Below are 16,349 nucleotides of genomic sequence, written 5' to 3'. Positions count from 1 at the left end.
AATGAACATATGTTCATTGTAATCATCGCCTGCGGGTGGAGCGCCCCCACCCCGGAACGGGCCCCACCGACCCGGCCGCCTGGGGTCGGACTGGATCAGGTCACCACGCGCATCGTCGCCTCCCGAAGCTGTTCGCGACGGGGCAGCCAGTCGACCGTCCAAACCTGCCGATCGGCCGGGTTCATCGCTTCCAGGCGCCGTCGGCACTGGTCATGGCGCTGTTGCCACTCCACTGAGGACAAGGCGTCGCGATCGGGACCGTCGAGGACCTTGGCCCGGACCAGAGCGACGACGCCCCGCCCGCCGTCGGTCGGCGCCCGAGGCCCGCCGACGGTCACCGAACACACCGTGCGCACCCCGGAGACGACGAAGCCGGGCGGGCCGCCGATCCTCGGATCGACGGCCCGCCCGGCCTGGTTCACCGACTCAGCTCAAGGAGCGATCGGCGGCAGCGACTCGCTTCGCGATGAACGCCGACAGCCTGCGCCATCGGCCGCGCCGTCGAAATCGAGCCGCTATTCGACATCGATGTATCTCGTCTTCCAACTCTCGTATTCGAGCGCGGGTGAGCGCATCCGGCAGATGCGTCATGACGTCGGCGCCGGGGACGTGGACCGTGCGAGCACGCAGGTAGGCGGTGTCGTTCATGCCGCTGCCCCCTTTCCGGTGATGATCGGGCTGTCGGCCTTCCTCGGCCTGCCCCGAGGCCGCTTCTTGGCGATGACCGATCCCCTCTCGAAGATCTCACCGCCCCATACGCCCCACGGCTCCCGCCGGGCAAGCGCACCGGCCAGACACGCGGCCATGATCGGGCAGGTCTCGCAGAGCTGCTTGGCCCGCGCAAGCTCGGCCGGGTTCTCCGCAAACCACAGGTCGGGGTCCTGAACACGGCAGGGCAGCTCGGTCTCGTCGTCGGGAACGGCGACCAGCAGGTCGCCCATACCGACCACGCTGGAGTCGGATTCCCTCGGTCCCGGCAGAACGTCTCGCGCCAGAGAGACGGTCGCGGTAGACATGCGTTCTCCTTCTGATCTTCATCGAATTCTCATCGGGCCCGCGACAGCCCAAGTCGTCCGAAGACGACAAGAAGGCCGCGGATTCCGATTGGAGTCCGCGGCCTGATCGATCAGTCTTACCTGACTAGGTCAGAGACTGCGCTCCTGCGCGGACAGGATGGGTTCGTTCGATGGCGAACGGGCTCACGCCGTTCGGCCGTGTGTCCTGCTTGGCAACGCGCGAAGACAGCGCCCACCCAGAGATGGCCATTGCCACCTGATCGTGAACGCGACGCGCGCGACCGTCTCCCCAGAACACGGCAGTAACCCCGGACAGCCGACGGCCGGGGGTCACTGGGATGTTGAGCTGCCTCATCTCGGCCGCCTCCTTCCGGGGATCGAAGAACGTCACCAGGCCTTCTCGGCCTGCCTGATGCAGGTTATGGGGCGCGCACGGACGCGCGCAACTTATTTTCCGAGGGTTTTCTTGATGATCTTGAATTCATCCGATCACCCGGCAGTCCCTCGACATCTCCGCAGGTGACGGCACCGAGACCGTTCGCGACCCGGTACAGCTCGGCGCCGAAGGCTCACGTCGGACGCGGTGAGTCGACGCCGCAGGACGCCCACCCGCCACTAGTCCGATCAGGTGACATCATCAGGAGCCGGCACCCGCACCGAGCACCAGGGAGATCACCTCACCGCCGAAGCGATCGAGCTTGGTGGCGCCGATCCCGGGAATCCGCACCAGCGCGGCGACGTCGGAGGGACGCTGCTCGGCGATGGCCGTCAGCGTCGCGTCGGTGAGCACCACGAAGCCCGGAACGCCCAGCTTCCGCGCTCGATCGCCGCGCCAGGCACGCAGCCGATCCAGCAGATCCTGATCGAGATCGGCCGGGCAGTGTTCGCACCGGCCCAGCTTGATCGCCATGGTCGCCGTCAACGCCGAGGCGCAGACCCGACACCGGGCCGCCTCGGCACGCGAGGACACCCGGCCCGCACTCGCCCTGCCGATCGAAGACGACGGATGATCCTCCGGAACCAGCCCGTACAGGAAACGGCTACGCCGCCGATAGCGCCTGCCGCCCTCCGCCCTGGCCAGTGCCCACGACAGCGACAGATGGTGCCGCGCTCGGGTGACGCCGACGTAGAAGAGCCTGCGCTCCTCCTCCACTGCGGCGTCGTCCCCGTCGGCCTGGTGAATCGGCAGCGTGCCCTCGGCCAGCCCGACCAGGAACACCGCATCCCACTCCAGGCCCTTCGCGGCATGCAGCGACGCCAGCGTGACGCCCTCCATCGCAGGGGGATGCCGGGCCTCGGCACGCATGTCCAGCTCGATGACGAACCGCGCGAGGTCGGTCTCCGGTGCGATGCTCGCGGTCTCCTCGGCCAGCTCCGCCAGTGCCCGCAACGATTCCCAGCGCTCCCGCGCCGCGCCGCCCTCCGGCGGCTGCTCCCCGAGGCCGAGCCGCGCCAGCACCGCCCGCACCCGCACCGGAAGCGGCCGATCCTCCGACAGCGCGCCGTCGGTGCGCAGGGCCGCCATCGCCTGCCGGACCTCCGGCCTGGCGAAGAAGCGCTCACCACCGCGCACCTGATACGGGATGTCGGCCTCGCTCAGGGCCTGTTCGTAGACCTCCGACTGCGCATTCACCCGGAACAGGATCGCGATCTCGCCCGCCGAGGTGCCCGCCGCGAGGAGGTTCTTGATCCGTCTGGCCACCGCAGCCGCCTCGGCCGACTCGTCGTCGTGCTCGGTGAAGGCGGGCGGCGGACCGGACGGGCGCTGACCGATCAGCCGCAGCCGCGACCCGGCAGGCCGGTTCCGCGCCATCTCGATCACCCGATTGGCCAGCGACACGATCTCCGGCGTCGAGCGGTAGTCGCGTTCCAGCCGGATCACCGCAGCCTCGGGGAAGCGACGCGGAAAGTCGAGCAGCGGACGCGCCGAAGCGCCCGCGAAGGAGTAGATCGTCTGGTTCGCATCGCCGACCACCGTCAGGTCGTCTCGTTCGCCAAGCCACGCGTTCAACACCCGCTGCTGCAGCGGCGTGACGTCCTGATACTCGTCGACCACGAAGCTGCGATAGCGATCACGGAACTCCTCGGCGACGTCGCCGTGCTCCTCCATGACGGCCGCCGTGTGCAGCAGGAGGTCATCGAAGTCCAGTGCGCTCGCCTCGTTCTTGAGCCGCTCATAGGTCGCGTAGACGGCGACGACCTGTTCGGCGGGGGCAGGCGTGGCCCGGTGCACCCGCGCGACGGCGGCGGGGTAGTCCTCCGGGGTGATGAGCGAGGCCTTGCTCCACTCGATCTCGCTCGCCAGGTCGCGTAGCGTCTCGCGATCGGTGCCTGCACCCGCGCGCCTGGCCGCCTGCGCGACCACCGGCAGCTTGCTGTCCAGCAGCCGCCACTGGTCGTCGCCGATCACCCTCGGCCAGAAGTACCGCAGCTGCCGCAGCGCCGCAGCGTGGAAGGTGAGTGCCTGCACCCCCGTGGCGTCCAGCGCCCGCAGCCGGGTGCGCATCTCGGCGGCCGCCCGTTTGGTGAAGGTGACCGCGAGCACCTGGCCCGGTGCGACGTGCCCCTGCCGGACCAGGTACGCGATCCGGCGGGTGATCGTGCGGGTCTTCCCGGTCCCGGCGCCCGCCAGCACACAGACCGGGCCGCGCGGAGCCAGGACCGCCGCTCGCTGCTCCGGATCGAGTCCCGACGCCGGTTCCTGCTGCCCGCCCATCCCGGCATCCTCGCATCGGCGGCGGTCGGGCTCCGCGCGACCTCGGCCGCACGAAGCGGTCGAACACCTCGGAGCCGATCTTCGATTCCTGCTGTCCTGCTGCGCGCAACAGGACAGGCGGGATTAAAGACAGGCTCTCAGCCTGCGACGCGCCGGTTCGGCACGATCTCCCACCAGGTGACGCAGCGCCAGATCCACTCGAGGGGCCCGTAGGCGAAGCGGCGCAGCCACCAGCTGCTCGCCGCGCACTGCACCACCAGGATGCCCAGGGCCAGCAGCAGCATGACGCCCCAGCGGGTCGAGTTCGACAGGTCGAGCGGCCCGGCGGCGAGCAGGATCAGCGCCGTCGCGGACAGGTAGTTGGTCAACGCCATCCGACCGAGCGGTGTGAAGACCGCCGACAGTCCCGCGCCGAGCGGCGTCCGCAGCAACAGGAGCAGGCCGGTCACGTACACCACGGCCAACGCGACGCCTGCGATGCCGGACGAGGCGTTGAAGCCGCTGTTCATCAGATCGCCCGCCTGGATCGGCAGCGCCACCGCCGCCACGATCGCCGCGCCGAGGCAGAGCACCGCAAGCGCACGACCGCGCCGCGCCAGGGTGTGCACGATGCCGTAGCGAGCGGTGGCCATACCGAGGAGGAAGAGTCCGGGAACGAGCAGGACGCCCCCGCCGAAGATCGACACGGGGAGCAGCGTGCCCGCAAGTCCGCCGACGAGGACCAGCGGCCTCGGCAGCAGGCTCGCGGGCACCAGCACCACCGCGCCCACGATCGCGTAGGTCAGCAGCGCCTCGCCGGGCTGGAACTGCTGGTGCACGAGGCCGAGCACGGCCAGGGCGATCAGCCGCCGGACCGTCGGCAGCAGGCGGCGCCCGCCTTCGGTTCGACGCTCCGCACTGTCGAGGAAGAGCGCGAAGCTCAGTCCGAACAGGAAGGCGAAGATCGGGAAGAACCGCTGGTGGGCGGTCAACTCCAGCACCGTCGGGATCGGCAGCGGCTCGCCGTCGACCATTCTCGGCATCAGGATGATCTGCGGGATGTTGGTGACGAGGATGCCGCAGAGGGCCAGCCCCCGAACGGCGTCGACCGTGGAGACTCGAGCCGTCCTGGCTGCCGGGCGGCCGGTGGCGATCGAAGTGTCAGACACGGCGAGGACGTTAGGCGGGGCCCATGCCGGGTCGCCTCCGCCGAAAGTCACAAACCCGCCGGACAGCGGAGCGGGCCGCCCGTCTCGACGGGCCGCTCGCCACGACAGGCGGCGGGGTCGCCGGGCGACGCGCCCGACCGCCGAGCGCGCTCGACCGGGCGGATTCGCGGGCAGACCGCCCCGGCGACCGGGCGGGCCGCCTGCACACCCCACAGCCTCGCGATCGGGGCCGCAAGCCGATCCCGGTCCGACACATCAGGATCGGCCGACGCGCCCAGCCGTCAGGACGCCCAGGCCTCCAGCATCCGATGTGCGATGGACGCCGCTCCCGGCAGCGTGAAGCCGTGCGCGGTCCCGCCCTCGGCCAGCGCGTCCCGCACCTGATGCCTCGACACCCAGTGCGCCGCCTCGATCTCGCCGTCCGCCGGGATCAGCTCGTCAGAGGGATCGGCGACGGCGGCGAACCCCACCATCAACGAGCGGGGAAACGGCCAGGGCTGGCTGCCCAGATAGCGGATGTCGGAGATCGACACGCCGATCTCCTCGGCGATCTCCCTGGCCACACAGGCCTCCAGCGACTCGCCCATCTCGACGAAGCCCGCGAGCACCGAGTACCGGCCCGGCGGCCAGGTGGGCTGGCGGGCCAGCACCACCTGGTCGGCGCCGTCGTGCACCAGACAGATCACCGCCGGGTCGGTCCTCGGGTAGTGCTCCTGTCGACACTCGTCGCAGTGCCGCGTCCACCCGGCCCGCACCGCGTGCGTCCTCGTCCCGCAGAACGGGCAGAACCCGGACTGGTCGTGCCAGGCCAGCAGGCCGACGGCGGTGGTGAGCAGACCTGCGTCGGTGTCGGTCAGTAGAGGGCCTGCCTGGCGAAGGTCCTGCCACCGGGGCCCGATCTCCTGGGGCCCGATCTCCTCCGGCCCGTCCGCCTCGACGACCACCCGCCGGGCCCAGTAGCCCACCTCGTCCTCGGCGCCGAGCAGCACCGCGCCCTCGGGGCGAGGCTCATCGCGCGGCGTCGCCGAGGTCAGCACGGTGCCGGACGGACTCACCGACGCCCGCCCTTGCTGATCGACGTCGATCAGCCGACCGGACGCCCAGAGGCGATCCAGCGCGGCGTCGTCGCCTCGCACCGGCTCGCGCCGATCCACCGTCGACCGGGAGAGCGCGGGCGGGCCGAGCAACGCGAAGTGCTCGGCCACGCCCGATGTGACGAAGGGATCTGCCTGGCGATTCACGGGAGGGAGACGCCTCCCAGCGCACGCAGCGAGACGGCCAGGGTCTCGGCGTCGCCGACCACGACGCCCGTGAACGCGGTGGGCGTGAAGAACTCACGGGCCGCGTCGCCCACCTGTTCCGGCGTCACCGCACGAAGCCGGTCCGGATGCGCCTGGAGCCAGTCCAGCGGCACGCCGATCGACGCCAGTCCCGACAGGGTGCCTGCCAGGCCGCCCTGCGAGGCCGTGGAGATCAGCAGCGAGCCGATCAGGTATTCGCGCGCCGAGTCCAGCTCCTCCTTCGTCGGCGGCACCACCCCCAGCCTGCCCAGCTCGTACCGCATCTCCAGCACGGCCGCGGCCGTCACCTCGCTGGCGGTGTCGGCGTCGACGTCGAGGACGGCGCCCTGCGGCGTGTACTCGAACGACGAGCTGGCGCTGTAGGTGTAGCCCTTGTCCTCCCGGATGTTCTCGACCAACCGCGAGGAGAAGTAGCCGCCGAACACCACGTTGGCCAGCTGCAGCGAGGGGAAACGCGGGTCGAGCCGGGTGATGGCCTGCGCCGACAGCCGGATCTGGGACTGCACGGCACCCGGCCGGTCCACCAGCAGCAGATCGCCGCCGGAGACCAGCGGCAGCTGGGGAAGCACCGAGGCGCTGCGGTCGCTGTGCCAGTCCGCCAACGCCCGAGACACCGTGTCGGCGATCCGGTCGAGGTCGATGTCGCCGACCAGGACCATCGTCGCGCCGCGCGGCACGACGGCGGCCCCGTGCAGCAGCCGGACCTCGGCGGGCTCCACCGCGAGGACGTCGGCGGCGCGCGGCATCTCCCGCGTGTAGGGGTGGTCGCCAAAGCGCCGACGCTGCAGGGCCTCCCTGGCGATCACCCTGGGCTGGGATCGTGCGACGTTGATCCGCTCGGCGAGCCGATCGCGTTCGCCCAACACCTCGGCCTCGCGGTAGGCCGCGCTGGTGAGCGCGTCGCTGACCACGTCGAGGAAGATGTCCAGCCCGCTGGCCAGCGTCGATCCCGACACGCGCAGCCGCTCCGGGTCGACGACGGTGCGCAGGTCGGCGCCGACGGCTGCCAGGTCGGTGTCCATCAGGACACGGTCCCGCCGTTCGGTGCCGGTCAGCATGGCGGTCGCCAGCAGCTCCGCGACGGCGGAGTGCTGTTCTGCCTCGCCCGCGAACGGGATGCTCATTCGCATCTCGACCATAGGCACGGAGGGCTGCCGGACGGCGATGAGGCGCAGCCCGTTCTCCAGGACGACGTCCAGCCGCACGGGCGGATCGTCCAGCCTGGCCACCCCCAACTCGGGGAGCGGGCGGGGACCCGCCTCGGTGCGGCCGATCTGCTCGGCGGTGCGGTGCGTGGTGGTGTTCACAGGGCGTCTCCAGCGGAAGCGGCGGGCTCGACGGTCAGCACGGCGCGTGCGTCGGGGCGCAGTGCCTTGGCAGCGGCGGCGACGTGCTCGACAGTCACCCGGCCGATCAGCTCGGGCAGCTCGGAACTCAGCTCGGCCCGCCCGTGCAGCAGTTCGAAGGCACCGTAGGCCAGCGTCCGCGAGATGAGCCGGTCGTGCTCGCCGTGCAGGGCCGAGGTCCACCGCGCGGTCACCCTGGCCAGCTCGTCGACGTGCGGGCCCTCGGACGCGAGGATCTCCAGCTCGTCGTCGAAGGCGGCCAGCACCCTGGCCTGCTCCACGTCCGAGGAGTGGATGATCGTCGCGACGAAGGCGTCCGGGTCCCTGGTGTCCAGCGGCTGGAACAGACCGCAGCCCGCGCCGACCTCGATGGCGAGCGCCTCGCCGTGCACCAGCCGATGCGGCAGGCGCGAGGAGTCGCCGTCGGAGAGGACCTGGGACAACACCACATAGGCCAGGTAGGCGTCGAGATCGGTGACCGGGTCGGGAACCCGGTAGCCGAGCGCGATACCGGGCAGCGGCGCGTGCGCGTCGACGTGGGTGCCCCGCAGCTCGGTGGTGGGCACCGGCTCGGCGAAGGAGGGTCGCACCGGAGTCGGCCGGGCTGGGACGTCGCCGAAGTGCCGGTGCACCAGGTCGGTGGTCTTGGCGACGTCGAGGTGTCCCGCCACCGTGAGGACGGCGTTGCTCGGCGCGTAATAGGTGTCGAAGAAGGCCGCGCAGTCGTCGACCGAGGCCTGTTCGAGGTCCGTGAAGTCGCCGTAGCCGTTGTGGGCGTTGGGGAAGGTGTCGAACAGCACCGGCGGCAGCAGGATCCAGGGGAAGCCGCCGTAGGGGCGGTTGAGGACGTTGAGCCGGATCTCCTCCTTCACGACGTCCACCTGGTTGCGCAGGTTCTCCTCGGTCAGCTTCGGCGCGCGCATCCGGTCGGCCTCGAGGAACAGCGCCCGTTCCAACGCGGCAGAGGGCAGCATCTCGAAGTAGTCGGTGTAGTCCTGATGAGTGGACCCGTTGAAGGTCCCGCCGGAGCCCTGCACGTGGCGGAAGTGCGCCAACTTCCCCAGGCTCTCGCTGCCCTGGAACATCAGATGCTCGAACAGGTGCGCGAAGCCGGTGCGGCCCTCCGGCTCGGAGCGGAACCCGACGTCGTAGTGCACGCTCACCGCGACGACGGGCGCCGTGTCATCCGGCGCGAGGACCACCCGCAGGCCGTTGGGCAGGGTGAATCTGTGGAGCTGGTGGTCGACCATTCCGGCAGCCTACGACGTGCACACGCGACCCCGTGGAGTGATGCCGTGGAGCGACTCGCGATGTCCGGCGGACGGCGTCGTCGACACCGCCGGACGGGCGAATCAGCGCAGCGAACGAAGGTGGCCCGCTTCGGCCAGCACCCCGTCCAGCTCGGCAAGAAAACTCGGGAAGTGGACGGCGAACCGCCGCAGATCCGGGCTGGCCGACGCGGTGCCGCCCCGGTCCTCGCCGTACCAGTAGAGCCCGGGCGTCCCGTCAGCACCGCCGTCGATCCCGGCGAACTCCCCCATCCAACGCCGTGTCTCGCCGAGGACGACCGCGTACGGCAGCGAGCGGGAGAACACCATCTCCCGGTCGTCGGCGGGGATGTCGATGCAGGACGCCGTGTCGAGGTAGTCGCGCAGGCCGCGCACCTGGGCGACGAGTCTGCTGCCCCGGACGGTCCGCGCAGGCAGCCGACGCGCATCCAGCGCCATCACCAGTCCGATCACGACGAGTCCGAGTCCGATCAGGGCCGAGCCGCCCAGCGCGGCGAACAGGACGGTGAGCACCGCGCCGAGCGAGGTGACGCCGAGACCCGCCCACCACCAGCGGTTCCTGGCCTGATCGGGCCGGACGGAGAACCAGCGACGTTCGACGACGTCGGCGTACAACGCGTTCTGGACGGCGGCGAGGTCGAGTGCGTCATCGCCTGACAGCTCGGAGACCAGGACTTCCTCGCGGCGGTCCGGCCCGGTGTCCGGGCCGAGTAAGCACGCGTAGAGGACGCGCTCGTAGTCGTGCAGGGCCTCGTCCGGCGGGTTGCGGCGGACGATGCGCCAGTCCAGCACGTCCTGATCGACGTGCAGCTCCTCGATCCACAGGTAGTTGCGGACGGCCAGGTCCACGATGGTGGAGGTGATGTCCACCACGTCGACGTGCTCGTCGACCACCGTGCCGACCTGGCCGGGCAGCACCCCGTCCGGGGAGGCGAAGGCGACCGAGCCGTCCGGCTCCGTCAGCAGCACGTCCACCGGGCCGATCTCGGACCGCAGGGCCGCCCGGTCCTGACGCCTGCGCCGGGCAGGCACCGCCAAGGCCACGAGCAGCAGGAGGAACAGGACGCCGAGGACCACAGCGGTCGACGGGGTGAGGGAGAACGCCCTGGCGATGCTGAAGTTCTCGTCGTACCGCGCGGTGGCGGGCACCGCGTCGGCGGGCAGTCCGACGCTGACCGCGAGCCGGTCGCCCGCGTCGAGTCCGGTCTGCTGCGCGGTGGCGAGCTGCCCCGCGTCGATCTGCGAGACGGTGCAGGTGGTGTTCGAGGACGGCGCGCCCGCGAGGCAGGTGATCGACTGTGGAGCCGAGGGCGACACGAAGGCCACCCGGATCAGGCTGAGGTCGGCGTCCCAGTCGCCCGTGACCTGCCACCGGAACTCCTGGCTCGCGGCGAGATCCGCGACGGCCCCGTCGACCTGATACCGCAGCGTGCTGGTCCCCTGGTTCGCGGTGACGATGAACGCCCGCCCGGTGACCTCGGCCTCGACGGGTCCGTCCGTCTCGACGTCGCGCACCTCGTAGACGCGATCCACGTCCACCCCGGCGAGTTCCCGCAGTGGGGACTCGCGCCTGATCGCCTCCTCGCCCAGGACGGTGATCTGTTCCTCGACGCTCAGCGTCCCGTCCGGTTCCAGGCGCAGCTCGACCACGACCGACGAGCCGTCAGCGGTCGGCTGATCCGACTCCTGAGCCGCGGCGGGCGAGCCTGCGGCGAGGAGGGTGACGACGGTCATGAGGGCGAGAGGACCCCGGACAGAGAACACGGCTGCGGAGGATAGCGGAGTCGCCTTATGCTCGTGATCGACGAGCGCCGACGGCGCGGATCTGCACCACGATCTGGGCGAATGCTGGTAGGACTTCGCGGGAGGGAGTCCGATGGAGACGCCGGGTCGCACGGCGAAGGCCACCGCGCCGGATGACCGAGCCGATCGGCGGTTCGCTTCCTCGGCCGGGTGTTGAGGGAGAGACGCAGTACCGATGTCGCAGTTCAGACCGCCATACAGCGACGGGCCCAGGCCGGGCGGCGACGGATCACGGCATCGCCCGCCACCCCGACCGGTGGCACCACCGCCCGCCGCTCGCCCCATCCGGCCGGCTGCCCGGCCCGCCACGAGAGGCCCGACACCGGTCCAGGGTCCGTCGCCCCTGCCCGACCCGCAGGCAGGCCGAGGCGCCGGGGCACCGGACTCCCCGGAGACACGGGTTCCCCGACGGGCACCGGGGCCGGGCCCGGCGCCGGGTCCGAGGGGCCGCCTGTCCGGCGAGGCAGCGGCGGGCACCCCGTCGACTCACCGGCCCGGCCACCGCACGCAGCGGGCCGGGACGGCCGGAACCTCGTCGGAATCACGCACCACCGGGATGACCGGGCCCATCCGGCTGCCGCTGCCGCCACCCCGCAGTCGGGCGGAGGAGCCTGCCACCGCGCCGCAGCCGATCCCCCGATCCAGGGCACAGACTCACACCGGATACCAGCGGAACGCCGACGGCATCGCAGGTCCCGTGCCGCAGCAGTCTCGCGCGCCGGGGCTGCTGATCACGCTGGGCCTCGGAGTCGCAGGACTCGCGCTGGTCGGCGTCATCGGCGCGATGGCCAACTCGGCGTTGGACGCCTCGAGGCAGACCGCAGGCCCCACCAGGGCGGCGCCGACCGCCGAACCACCCCCCGCCCAGAACACTCCGCAGCCGCCGACCACGCCCACCACCACCGAGGTCGAGACCGAGGAGCCCGAGCCGACCTACGAGGAGCCGGTGGGCAGTCCGCAGCCGGTCTACCTGCTCGGTGATCACCCGATCAACGCCGACGGCATGTACGCCTCCGACACCACCGCCTGCACGCTCGCGCCCTTCTCCCGTGATCACGCCGGACAGGACGCCCTCTACCAGTCGGCGCTGCCGTGCATGGTGGACGCGTGGCGCTACGCGCTGGAGTCGAACAACCTGCCTGCCACCCCGCCCGAGCTGATCACCGTCTCGGGCCCGGTCGAGACGCCGTGCGGCACGGCGAACTCCTCCTATTACTGCAGCGGGAACCACACGCTGTACATGTCCGCCTCGGTACACGCCGATCAGGAGCAGCTGGGCGATCACCCCGGCCCATACCTGAGCGTGCTCTTCCATGAGTACGGCCACCACGTCCAGGGACTGGCGGGCATCATGCAGGCGGCCTGGGACGAACGCTATGCGGTGGGCCCGAACAGCCCGGAGGGGCTGGAGATCTCGCGCAGGCTGGAACTCCAGGCGACCTGCTACGGCGGAATGCTGTTGGCCGCGACCACCCGCACCGGAGTCGTCGACCTCGACACGATGTCGATCGCGTTACGTGACGCGCGAAATCGTGGGGACTGGCCGGATCGGGGCGCGCCGCCGGATCACGGAGCGCCGGAGATCAACGGCGGCTGGATGGAACAGGGCTACTACAACAACAACACTCAGCAGTGCAACACCTGGCTGGCCACGCCTGCCGACGTCCGCTGAACCGCTCGCGCGGGAGGCGGGACGATCACGGCTCCGGCTGTCGGGTCAGCGGCGGAACCGACTGATCCAGGACCGGCAGACGTCCGGTCGTCGAGGAGTCGGACGCATAGAGATCAGACACGCCGAGATCGGGCACCGCAGGGCCGTACGTGCCAGTGCCGTATCCGGCGGGCTCGTGCCCCGCAGCGGCGTACCCGGCAGGGTCATCACCCGGAGTGTCATACGCGGCGGCGCCGTAGGCGGCAGCGGGCTCGGAGCCGGTGGGGTGGGCTCCGGTGGGATCGACTTCGGTGGGGTCGGGTACTCCCGGATCAGGCGTCGTGGCGCCCGACGCCGCCGGTGCGGGGGCCACAGCGCCTGCCGCAGCCGGGCGGGACGACCGCCTGCGCGGACGGCCGATCAGGACGGCCAGCGCCGCCCCGGCCAACCCCGCGACGGCCAACAGCACGGCCGACATCCGCTCGCCGGGGTCCGGCCCGCCGGTCGCGGTGCCCGCGAGCCATACCTCGATCTCCTCGTCCGACTCGAGATCGGCCTCGATCACGTCGACCTCCAGCCGCGCTCCCTCGGTGTGCCCGCAGGCCACCAGGTCCGCCTCCAGGAACTCGGCGTCGAGCTGGACCTCGACGCGGTCTCGCGCACCCGCGACGCCGCAGTCGGCAGTCCGGATCACGACGGCGGTCGCGGCCCGGACGTCGTCGGTGGAGGCGCCCTGGAACGGGAGCAGTCGTCCCGTCGCCACGAGAACGCCGATGCCGAGCACGGCGAGGACCATGATCGTCAGCACCGACCTGCCAGGTCCCTGTCGAACCGCCACGGCGAAGATCGTGGCAGACGCGCGAGTCGGGCCGTGCGGCGGACCGCGCACGGCGAGGACTCGGTCACCCAGGGCGGCCGATCGGCCTACCGGGTCGACTCGGCAGCGCCGAGTTCCGGCCGGAGCCGCTCAACACGCACCGTCACGGCGGCGCGGGAGGCGACCCCGGTCCCGCCACACCGCGCGGTGATCGACGTGGTCATCTCGCCCCGGAACGGCCTGCCCGCCGAACGGCTCAGAGCCTGTCTTTAATCCCCGCTTTCCTGTTGCGCGGGGCCAGCGCGGCGATCTGCGGCGTTGTCGTCAGTCAACATAACTCCGTTATGCCTCCTTCCTCCGCCTGGCAGCTCAGCCACGCTGATCCCCGCTCACGACGGAGGAGGATCAAAGACAGGCTCTCAGTCGGCCTTGCCGTCGGGCGGCGTGACCTTGCGCACGTAGATCAGTCGATCGCCGATCTCGAGGGCATCGGCCTGCGGTGCGTCGATCCGGTACAGGGTGCCGCGCCGCACCACGCCGAGGACGATGTCGGTCAGGTGACGTGGAGAACCGCCCACCTCGGCCGGATCGACCGGGCGCTCCCCCATCGCCAGTCCCTCGTCGGTGGTGAGCAGGTCCTCGAAGATCTCGACCACCGAGGGCGTGGTGGTGGCCATCCCGAGCAGCCTGCCCGCCGTCTCGCTGGAGACGACCACCGAGTCCGCGCCGGACTGGCGCAGCAGATGGACGTTCTCCGCCTCGCGAACCGCCGCGACGATGGCGGCCTTCGGGGCCAGCTCCCTGGCCGTCAGCGTGACCAGGACGGCGGTGTCGTCCCGGTTGGTGGCCACCACGACGGCCCTGGCCCGCTGGACGCCCGCAACCCGCAGCACGTCGGATCTGGTCCCGGAGCCGCGCACGGTCACCAGTCCCAGCGCGGCGGCGGCGTCGAGCATCGTCTGATCCGAGTCGACCACCACCAGGTTCGAGGGGTCCACGTCGTCGCCGAGCAGCGATCTGATCGCCGACCTGCCCTTCGTCCCGTAGCCGATGACGACTACGTGGTCACGCACCTTCGACCTCCAACGTTGGATCTTCAGGGCTTGCCGGGACCGCTCGGTGAGCACTTCCAGCGTGGTCCCGACCAGGACGATCAGGAAGAGCACCCGCAGCGGCGTGATCACCAGGATGTTGATCAGGCGAGCCGAGTCCGAGACCGGGGTGATGTCGCCGTATCCGGTGGTCGACAACGAGACGGTCGCATAGTAGAAGGCGTCCAACAGCGACACCGAGTCGTCGGCGGTGTCGCGATAGCCCTCGCGATCCAGGTAGACGATGATCACCGTCGCCAGCAGCGCCAGCAGCGCACCGATGACGCGCTGGGCGATGGCCTGCACCGGGCCGACCCCGCCGCTGGGAATGTGGACGACGCCCACCAGCGTGTGATCGGGCCGAAGATCGAAGTCTCGTTCGATCGCGGCTCTGCGAAGTCCCATCAGGCCGAGGCCTGGACGATTGCTCTGCTGCCCGTCACACCCGTCACCGCCACCCGTCGCCTGTCGAGGGCACATCGGCTTGCGGCCCGCACGGCTCCGAGCGTAAACGGCCCGGCCGAACCACGTCGAGCCGAACACTCCGATGCGGAATGTCACCGACTCGGCTCGGTCAAGATTGAGCCGCGTCGGCGACCACCCGCCTTCCGAGGGGATTAAGATGCGTCCGTGCCGTCACTCCAGCAGGCAGCTCAGGCGCTCGGTTGGCACGGTCATGTCGTCGCCGATGTCACCGTGCTCGGCCAGCAGGTGTCCGCGGTCGTGGGATTACGCGCCGACGTGCATCGTTGGCGTGTGGAGAACGGCTGGCCCCCGGAGCCGAACCCGTCGTGGTTCCGTTCCTGGTTCGAGCCCACGTACTACGACCAGATCCCGGTGCCCGCCGTCGATCTCATCGGCGTCCTGGTCACCGAGTCGAAGGCGGGCCGGGCGCTGCGCTCCTGCGGGACGCTGATGACCCTCGCACCGTGCGCGGTCGTGCTTCCCGCAGCTCAGACCAGCGATCCGTGGCCGCTGGCGGAGCTGGACTACTACGGCATCGGCGTGGTGGCCGTCGGCATCGATCACGAGCCCGCTGTGTCGATCCGGCCGGAGGACCGCTCGTCGGAGTTCGGCGGCTCGCTGTTCGGCCGCTGGCTGCTGGAGCTGCTCTACCACCGCGTCGTCACCGAGGTGCTGACCTCGCCGAGGTGAGCGGCGGTCCGGCGGAGGCTGCGCCGGACTCGGACGGACTCGGCGGAAACGACTCCGCCGCCAGAGAATCGCGGTTCTGTTCGAACAGCGTAAAAGGATTCCGGAGAACCGGGTGCCGAGATCACCCGGAGAAGGCGTCTGCGCCGTCGATCAGATCGACAGCGCAGACGTCACACACCAGATGCTCGACTCAGAGCCTGTCTTTAATCCCCACTTTTCCTGTTGCGCGGGGCCAGCGCGGCGATCTGCGGCGTTGTCGCCAGTCGACATAACTCCGTTATGTCTCTTTCCTCCGCCTGGCAGCTCAGCCACGCTGATCCCCGCTCACGACGGTGGGGGATCGAAGACAGGCTCTCAGGCGGGCACCAATTCGTACTCCTGCCAGTTCAGTGCCTCGGCATTCCATTCCATGCCCCGGCCTTCCTGGAGGGCGCGCAGGGCGTGGAGAGTGTGCGGCCACCGACGGACCACGTCGACGATGGCGATCGCGACCATCTCGTCGGCCTGCCGCTGCTGCTCACCCGGCCCCAGGACGATCGTGTTGCCGCTCTCGCCTCGGAGATCGGTGAGCGGCGTCTGTCCGGACAGCACGGACTTCTCGACCAGCACCGGGCGGTTCGGGGGGACGTCGTCCGGCCAGACCTGCCGGTCGATGTCGGCGGCCTGCGGCTCGCCGCACTGGCCGCAGGTGCAGCCGCCGCCCACCGCCCAGCCGTGCTGGCCCCAATGCCAGACGGCGGTCGTGCCGGTGCGGAGATCGCTGAGGCCCGCGACATGCGGCCACGCGTCCACGACTCCGCCCAGGGTGGTGGCCCTGGTGGGGCCGTCTGTCTCGCCAGGGCCGAAGAAGGACCACACACCGTCCTCGTTCCGAGCCACCCGGACCAGCGGCGCACGCAGCGCCACGACATCTTCTGCGACCTGAACCTCCGTCGTGGGCGACGTGGTCAGCTTCCAGTACAAGTTCTCGGACATCGCCCGAGATCGTTCCTAAGCAACCGAGGCCGCAACAAGCT

The 16,349-nt window shown here is 70.5% G+C and carries 14 protein-coding genes; 2 read left to right on the top strand and 12 right to left on the bottom strand.

The genetic code is table 11. The features are described 5' to 3' along the window. Positions 1-95: 95 nt before the first annotated feature. The 9 genes from UA75_RS04965 to UA75_RS04925 all read right to left on the bottom strand — a co-directional run bounded on the left by UA75_RS04965 (position 96) and on the right by UA75_RS04925 (position 10,550). Entirely contained in the window at positions 96-422 is a 327-nt protein-coding gene (locus tag UA75_RS04965) for a hypothetical protein (protein ID WP_075739247.1), read from the bottom strand. 4 nt (positions 423-426) lie between these two features. Beyond that, on the bottom strand, positions 427-648 hold the full coding sequence (locus UA75_RS04960) for a hypothetical protein (RefSeq protein WP_075739246.1): 222 nt from the start codon (positions 646-648) through the stop codon (positions 427-429). Continuing rightward, complete coding sequence (locus UA75_RS04955; RefSeq protein WP_075739245.1) at positions 645-1,016, bottom strand: WhiB family transcriptional regulator; 372 nt, start codon at positions 1,014-1,016, stop codon at positions 645-647. Before UA75_RS04955 ends, UA75_RS04960 begins: the two co-directional genes overlap by 4 nt. A gap of 637 nt (positions 1,017-1,653) precedes the next feature. Then, a complete protein-coding gene (locus UA75_RS04950) occupies positions 1,654-3,732 on the bottom strand; it encodes an ATP-dependent DNA helicase UvrD2 (protein WP_075739244.1) in 2,079 nt (692 codons plus the stop codon). A gap of 137 nt (positions 3,733-3,869) precedes the next feature. After that, a complete protein-coding gene (locus UA75_RS04945) occupies positions 3,870-4,880 on the bottom strand; it encodes a DUF418 domain-containing protein (RefSeq protein ID WP_075739243.1) in 1,011 nt (336 codons plus the stop codon). Between the two features lie 281 nt (positions 4,881-5,161). Continuing rightward, positions 5,162-6,121 carry an NAD(+) diphosphatase gene (gene nudC / locus UA75_RS04940; protein WP_404799961.1) on the bottom strand — a complete coding sequence of 320 codons (960 nt, stop codon included), beginning with the start codon at positions 6,119-6,121 and terminating at the stop codon, positions 5,162-5,164. Further along, entirely contained in the window at positions 6,118-7,488 is a 1,371-nt protein-coding gene (locus tag UA75_RS04935; RefSeq protein WP_075739242.1) for a M16 family metallopeptidase, read from the bottom strand. The genes nudC and UA75_RS04935 overlap by 4 nt, the downstream gene beginning before the upstream one ends. Next, positions 7,485-8,777 (bottom strand): M16 family metallopeptidase, encoded by a 1,293-nt coding sequence (locus UA75_RS04930; protein WP_075739241.1) that lies wholly within the window; start codon positions 8,775-8,777, stop codon positions 7,485-7,487. The genes UA75_RS04935 and UA75_RS04930 overlap by 4 nt, the downstream gene beginning before the upstream one ends. 102 nt (positions 8,778-8,879) lie before the next feature. After that, a complete protein-coding gene (locus tag UA75_RS04925; RefSeq protein ID WP_075743424.1) occupies positions 8,880-10,550 on the bottom strand; it encodes a DUF2207 family protein in 1,671 nt (556 codons plus the stop codon). A 625-nt stretch (positions 10,551-11,175) separates the two neighbouring features. Between UA75_RS04925 and UA75_RS04920 the strand changes: the two genes are divergently transcribed. Continuing rightward, positions 11,176-12,291 carry a neutral zinc metallopeptidase gene (locus UA75_RS04920; RefSeq protein WP_083682927.1) on the top strand — a complete coding sequence of 372 codons (1,116 nt, stop codon included), beginning with the start codon at positions 11,176-11,178 and terminating at the stop codon, positions 12,289-12,291. 25 nt (positions 12,292-12,316) lie between these two features. Here the strand turns inward: UA75_RS04920 and UA75_RS04915 are convergent, their stop codons facing one another. Both UA75_RS04915 and UA75_RS04905 read right to left on the bottom strand, forming a co-directional pair. Next, the gene (locus tag UA75_RS04915) at positions 12,317-13,108 is read right to left on the bottom strand and encodes a hypothetical protein (RefSeq protein WP_075739240.1); all 792 of its coding nucleotides are present in this window, start codon (positions 13,106-13,108) and stop codon (positions 12,317-12,319) included. Positions 13,109-13,506: 398 nt separating this feature from the next. Continuing rightward, positions 13,507-14,583: a potassium channel family protein gene (locus UA75_RS04905; RefSeq protein ID WP_075739238.1), complete on the bottom strand. Its 1,077-nt coding sequence runs from the start codon at positions 14,581-14,583 to the stop codon at positions 13,507-13,509. Positions 14,584-14,808: 225 nt separating this feature from the next. Here UA75_RS04905 and UA75_RS04900 point away from each other — a divergent pair, with 225 nt between their 5' ends. Then, complete coding sequence (locus UA75_RS04900; RefSeq protein WP_075739237.1) at positions 14,809-15,333, top strand: hypothetical protein; 525 nt, start codon at positions 14,809-14,811, stop codon at positions 15,331-15,333. A gap of 354 nt (positions 15,334-15,687) precedes the next feature. Here the strand turns inward: UA75_RS04900 and UA75_RS04895 are convergent, their stop codons facing one another. Continuing rightward, positions 15,688-16,308 carry a hypothetical protein gene (locus tag UA75_RS04895; protein ID WP_075739236.1) on the bottom strand — a complete coding sequence of 207 codons (621 nt, stop codon included), beginning with the start codon at positions 16,306-16,308 and terminating at the stop codon, positions 15,688-15,690. Between the last annotated feature and the right edge of the window lie 41 nt (positions 16,309-16,349).

Source organism: Actinoalloteichus sp. GBA129-24, assembly GCF_001941645.1.
In the GTDB taxonomy this organism is placed as follows: Bacteria; Actinomycetota; Actinomycetes; order Mycobacteriales; family Pseudonocardiaceae; genus Actinoalloteichus_A; species Actinoalloteichus_A fjordicus.
Note: the sequence above shows the minus strand (reverse complement) of the source record. Positions and strands in the feature narration are given on the sequence as shown.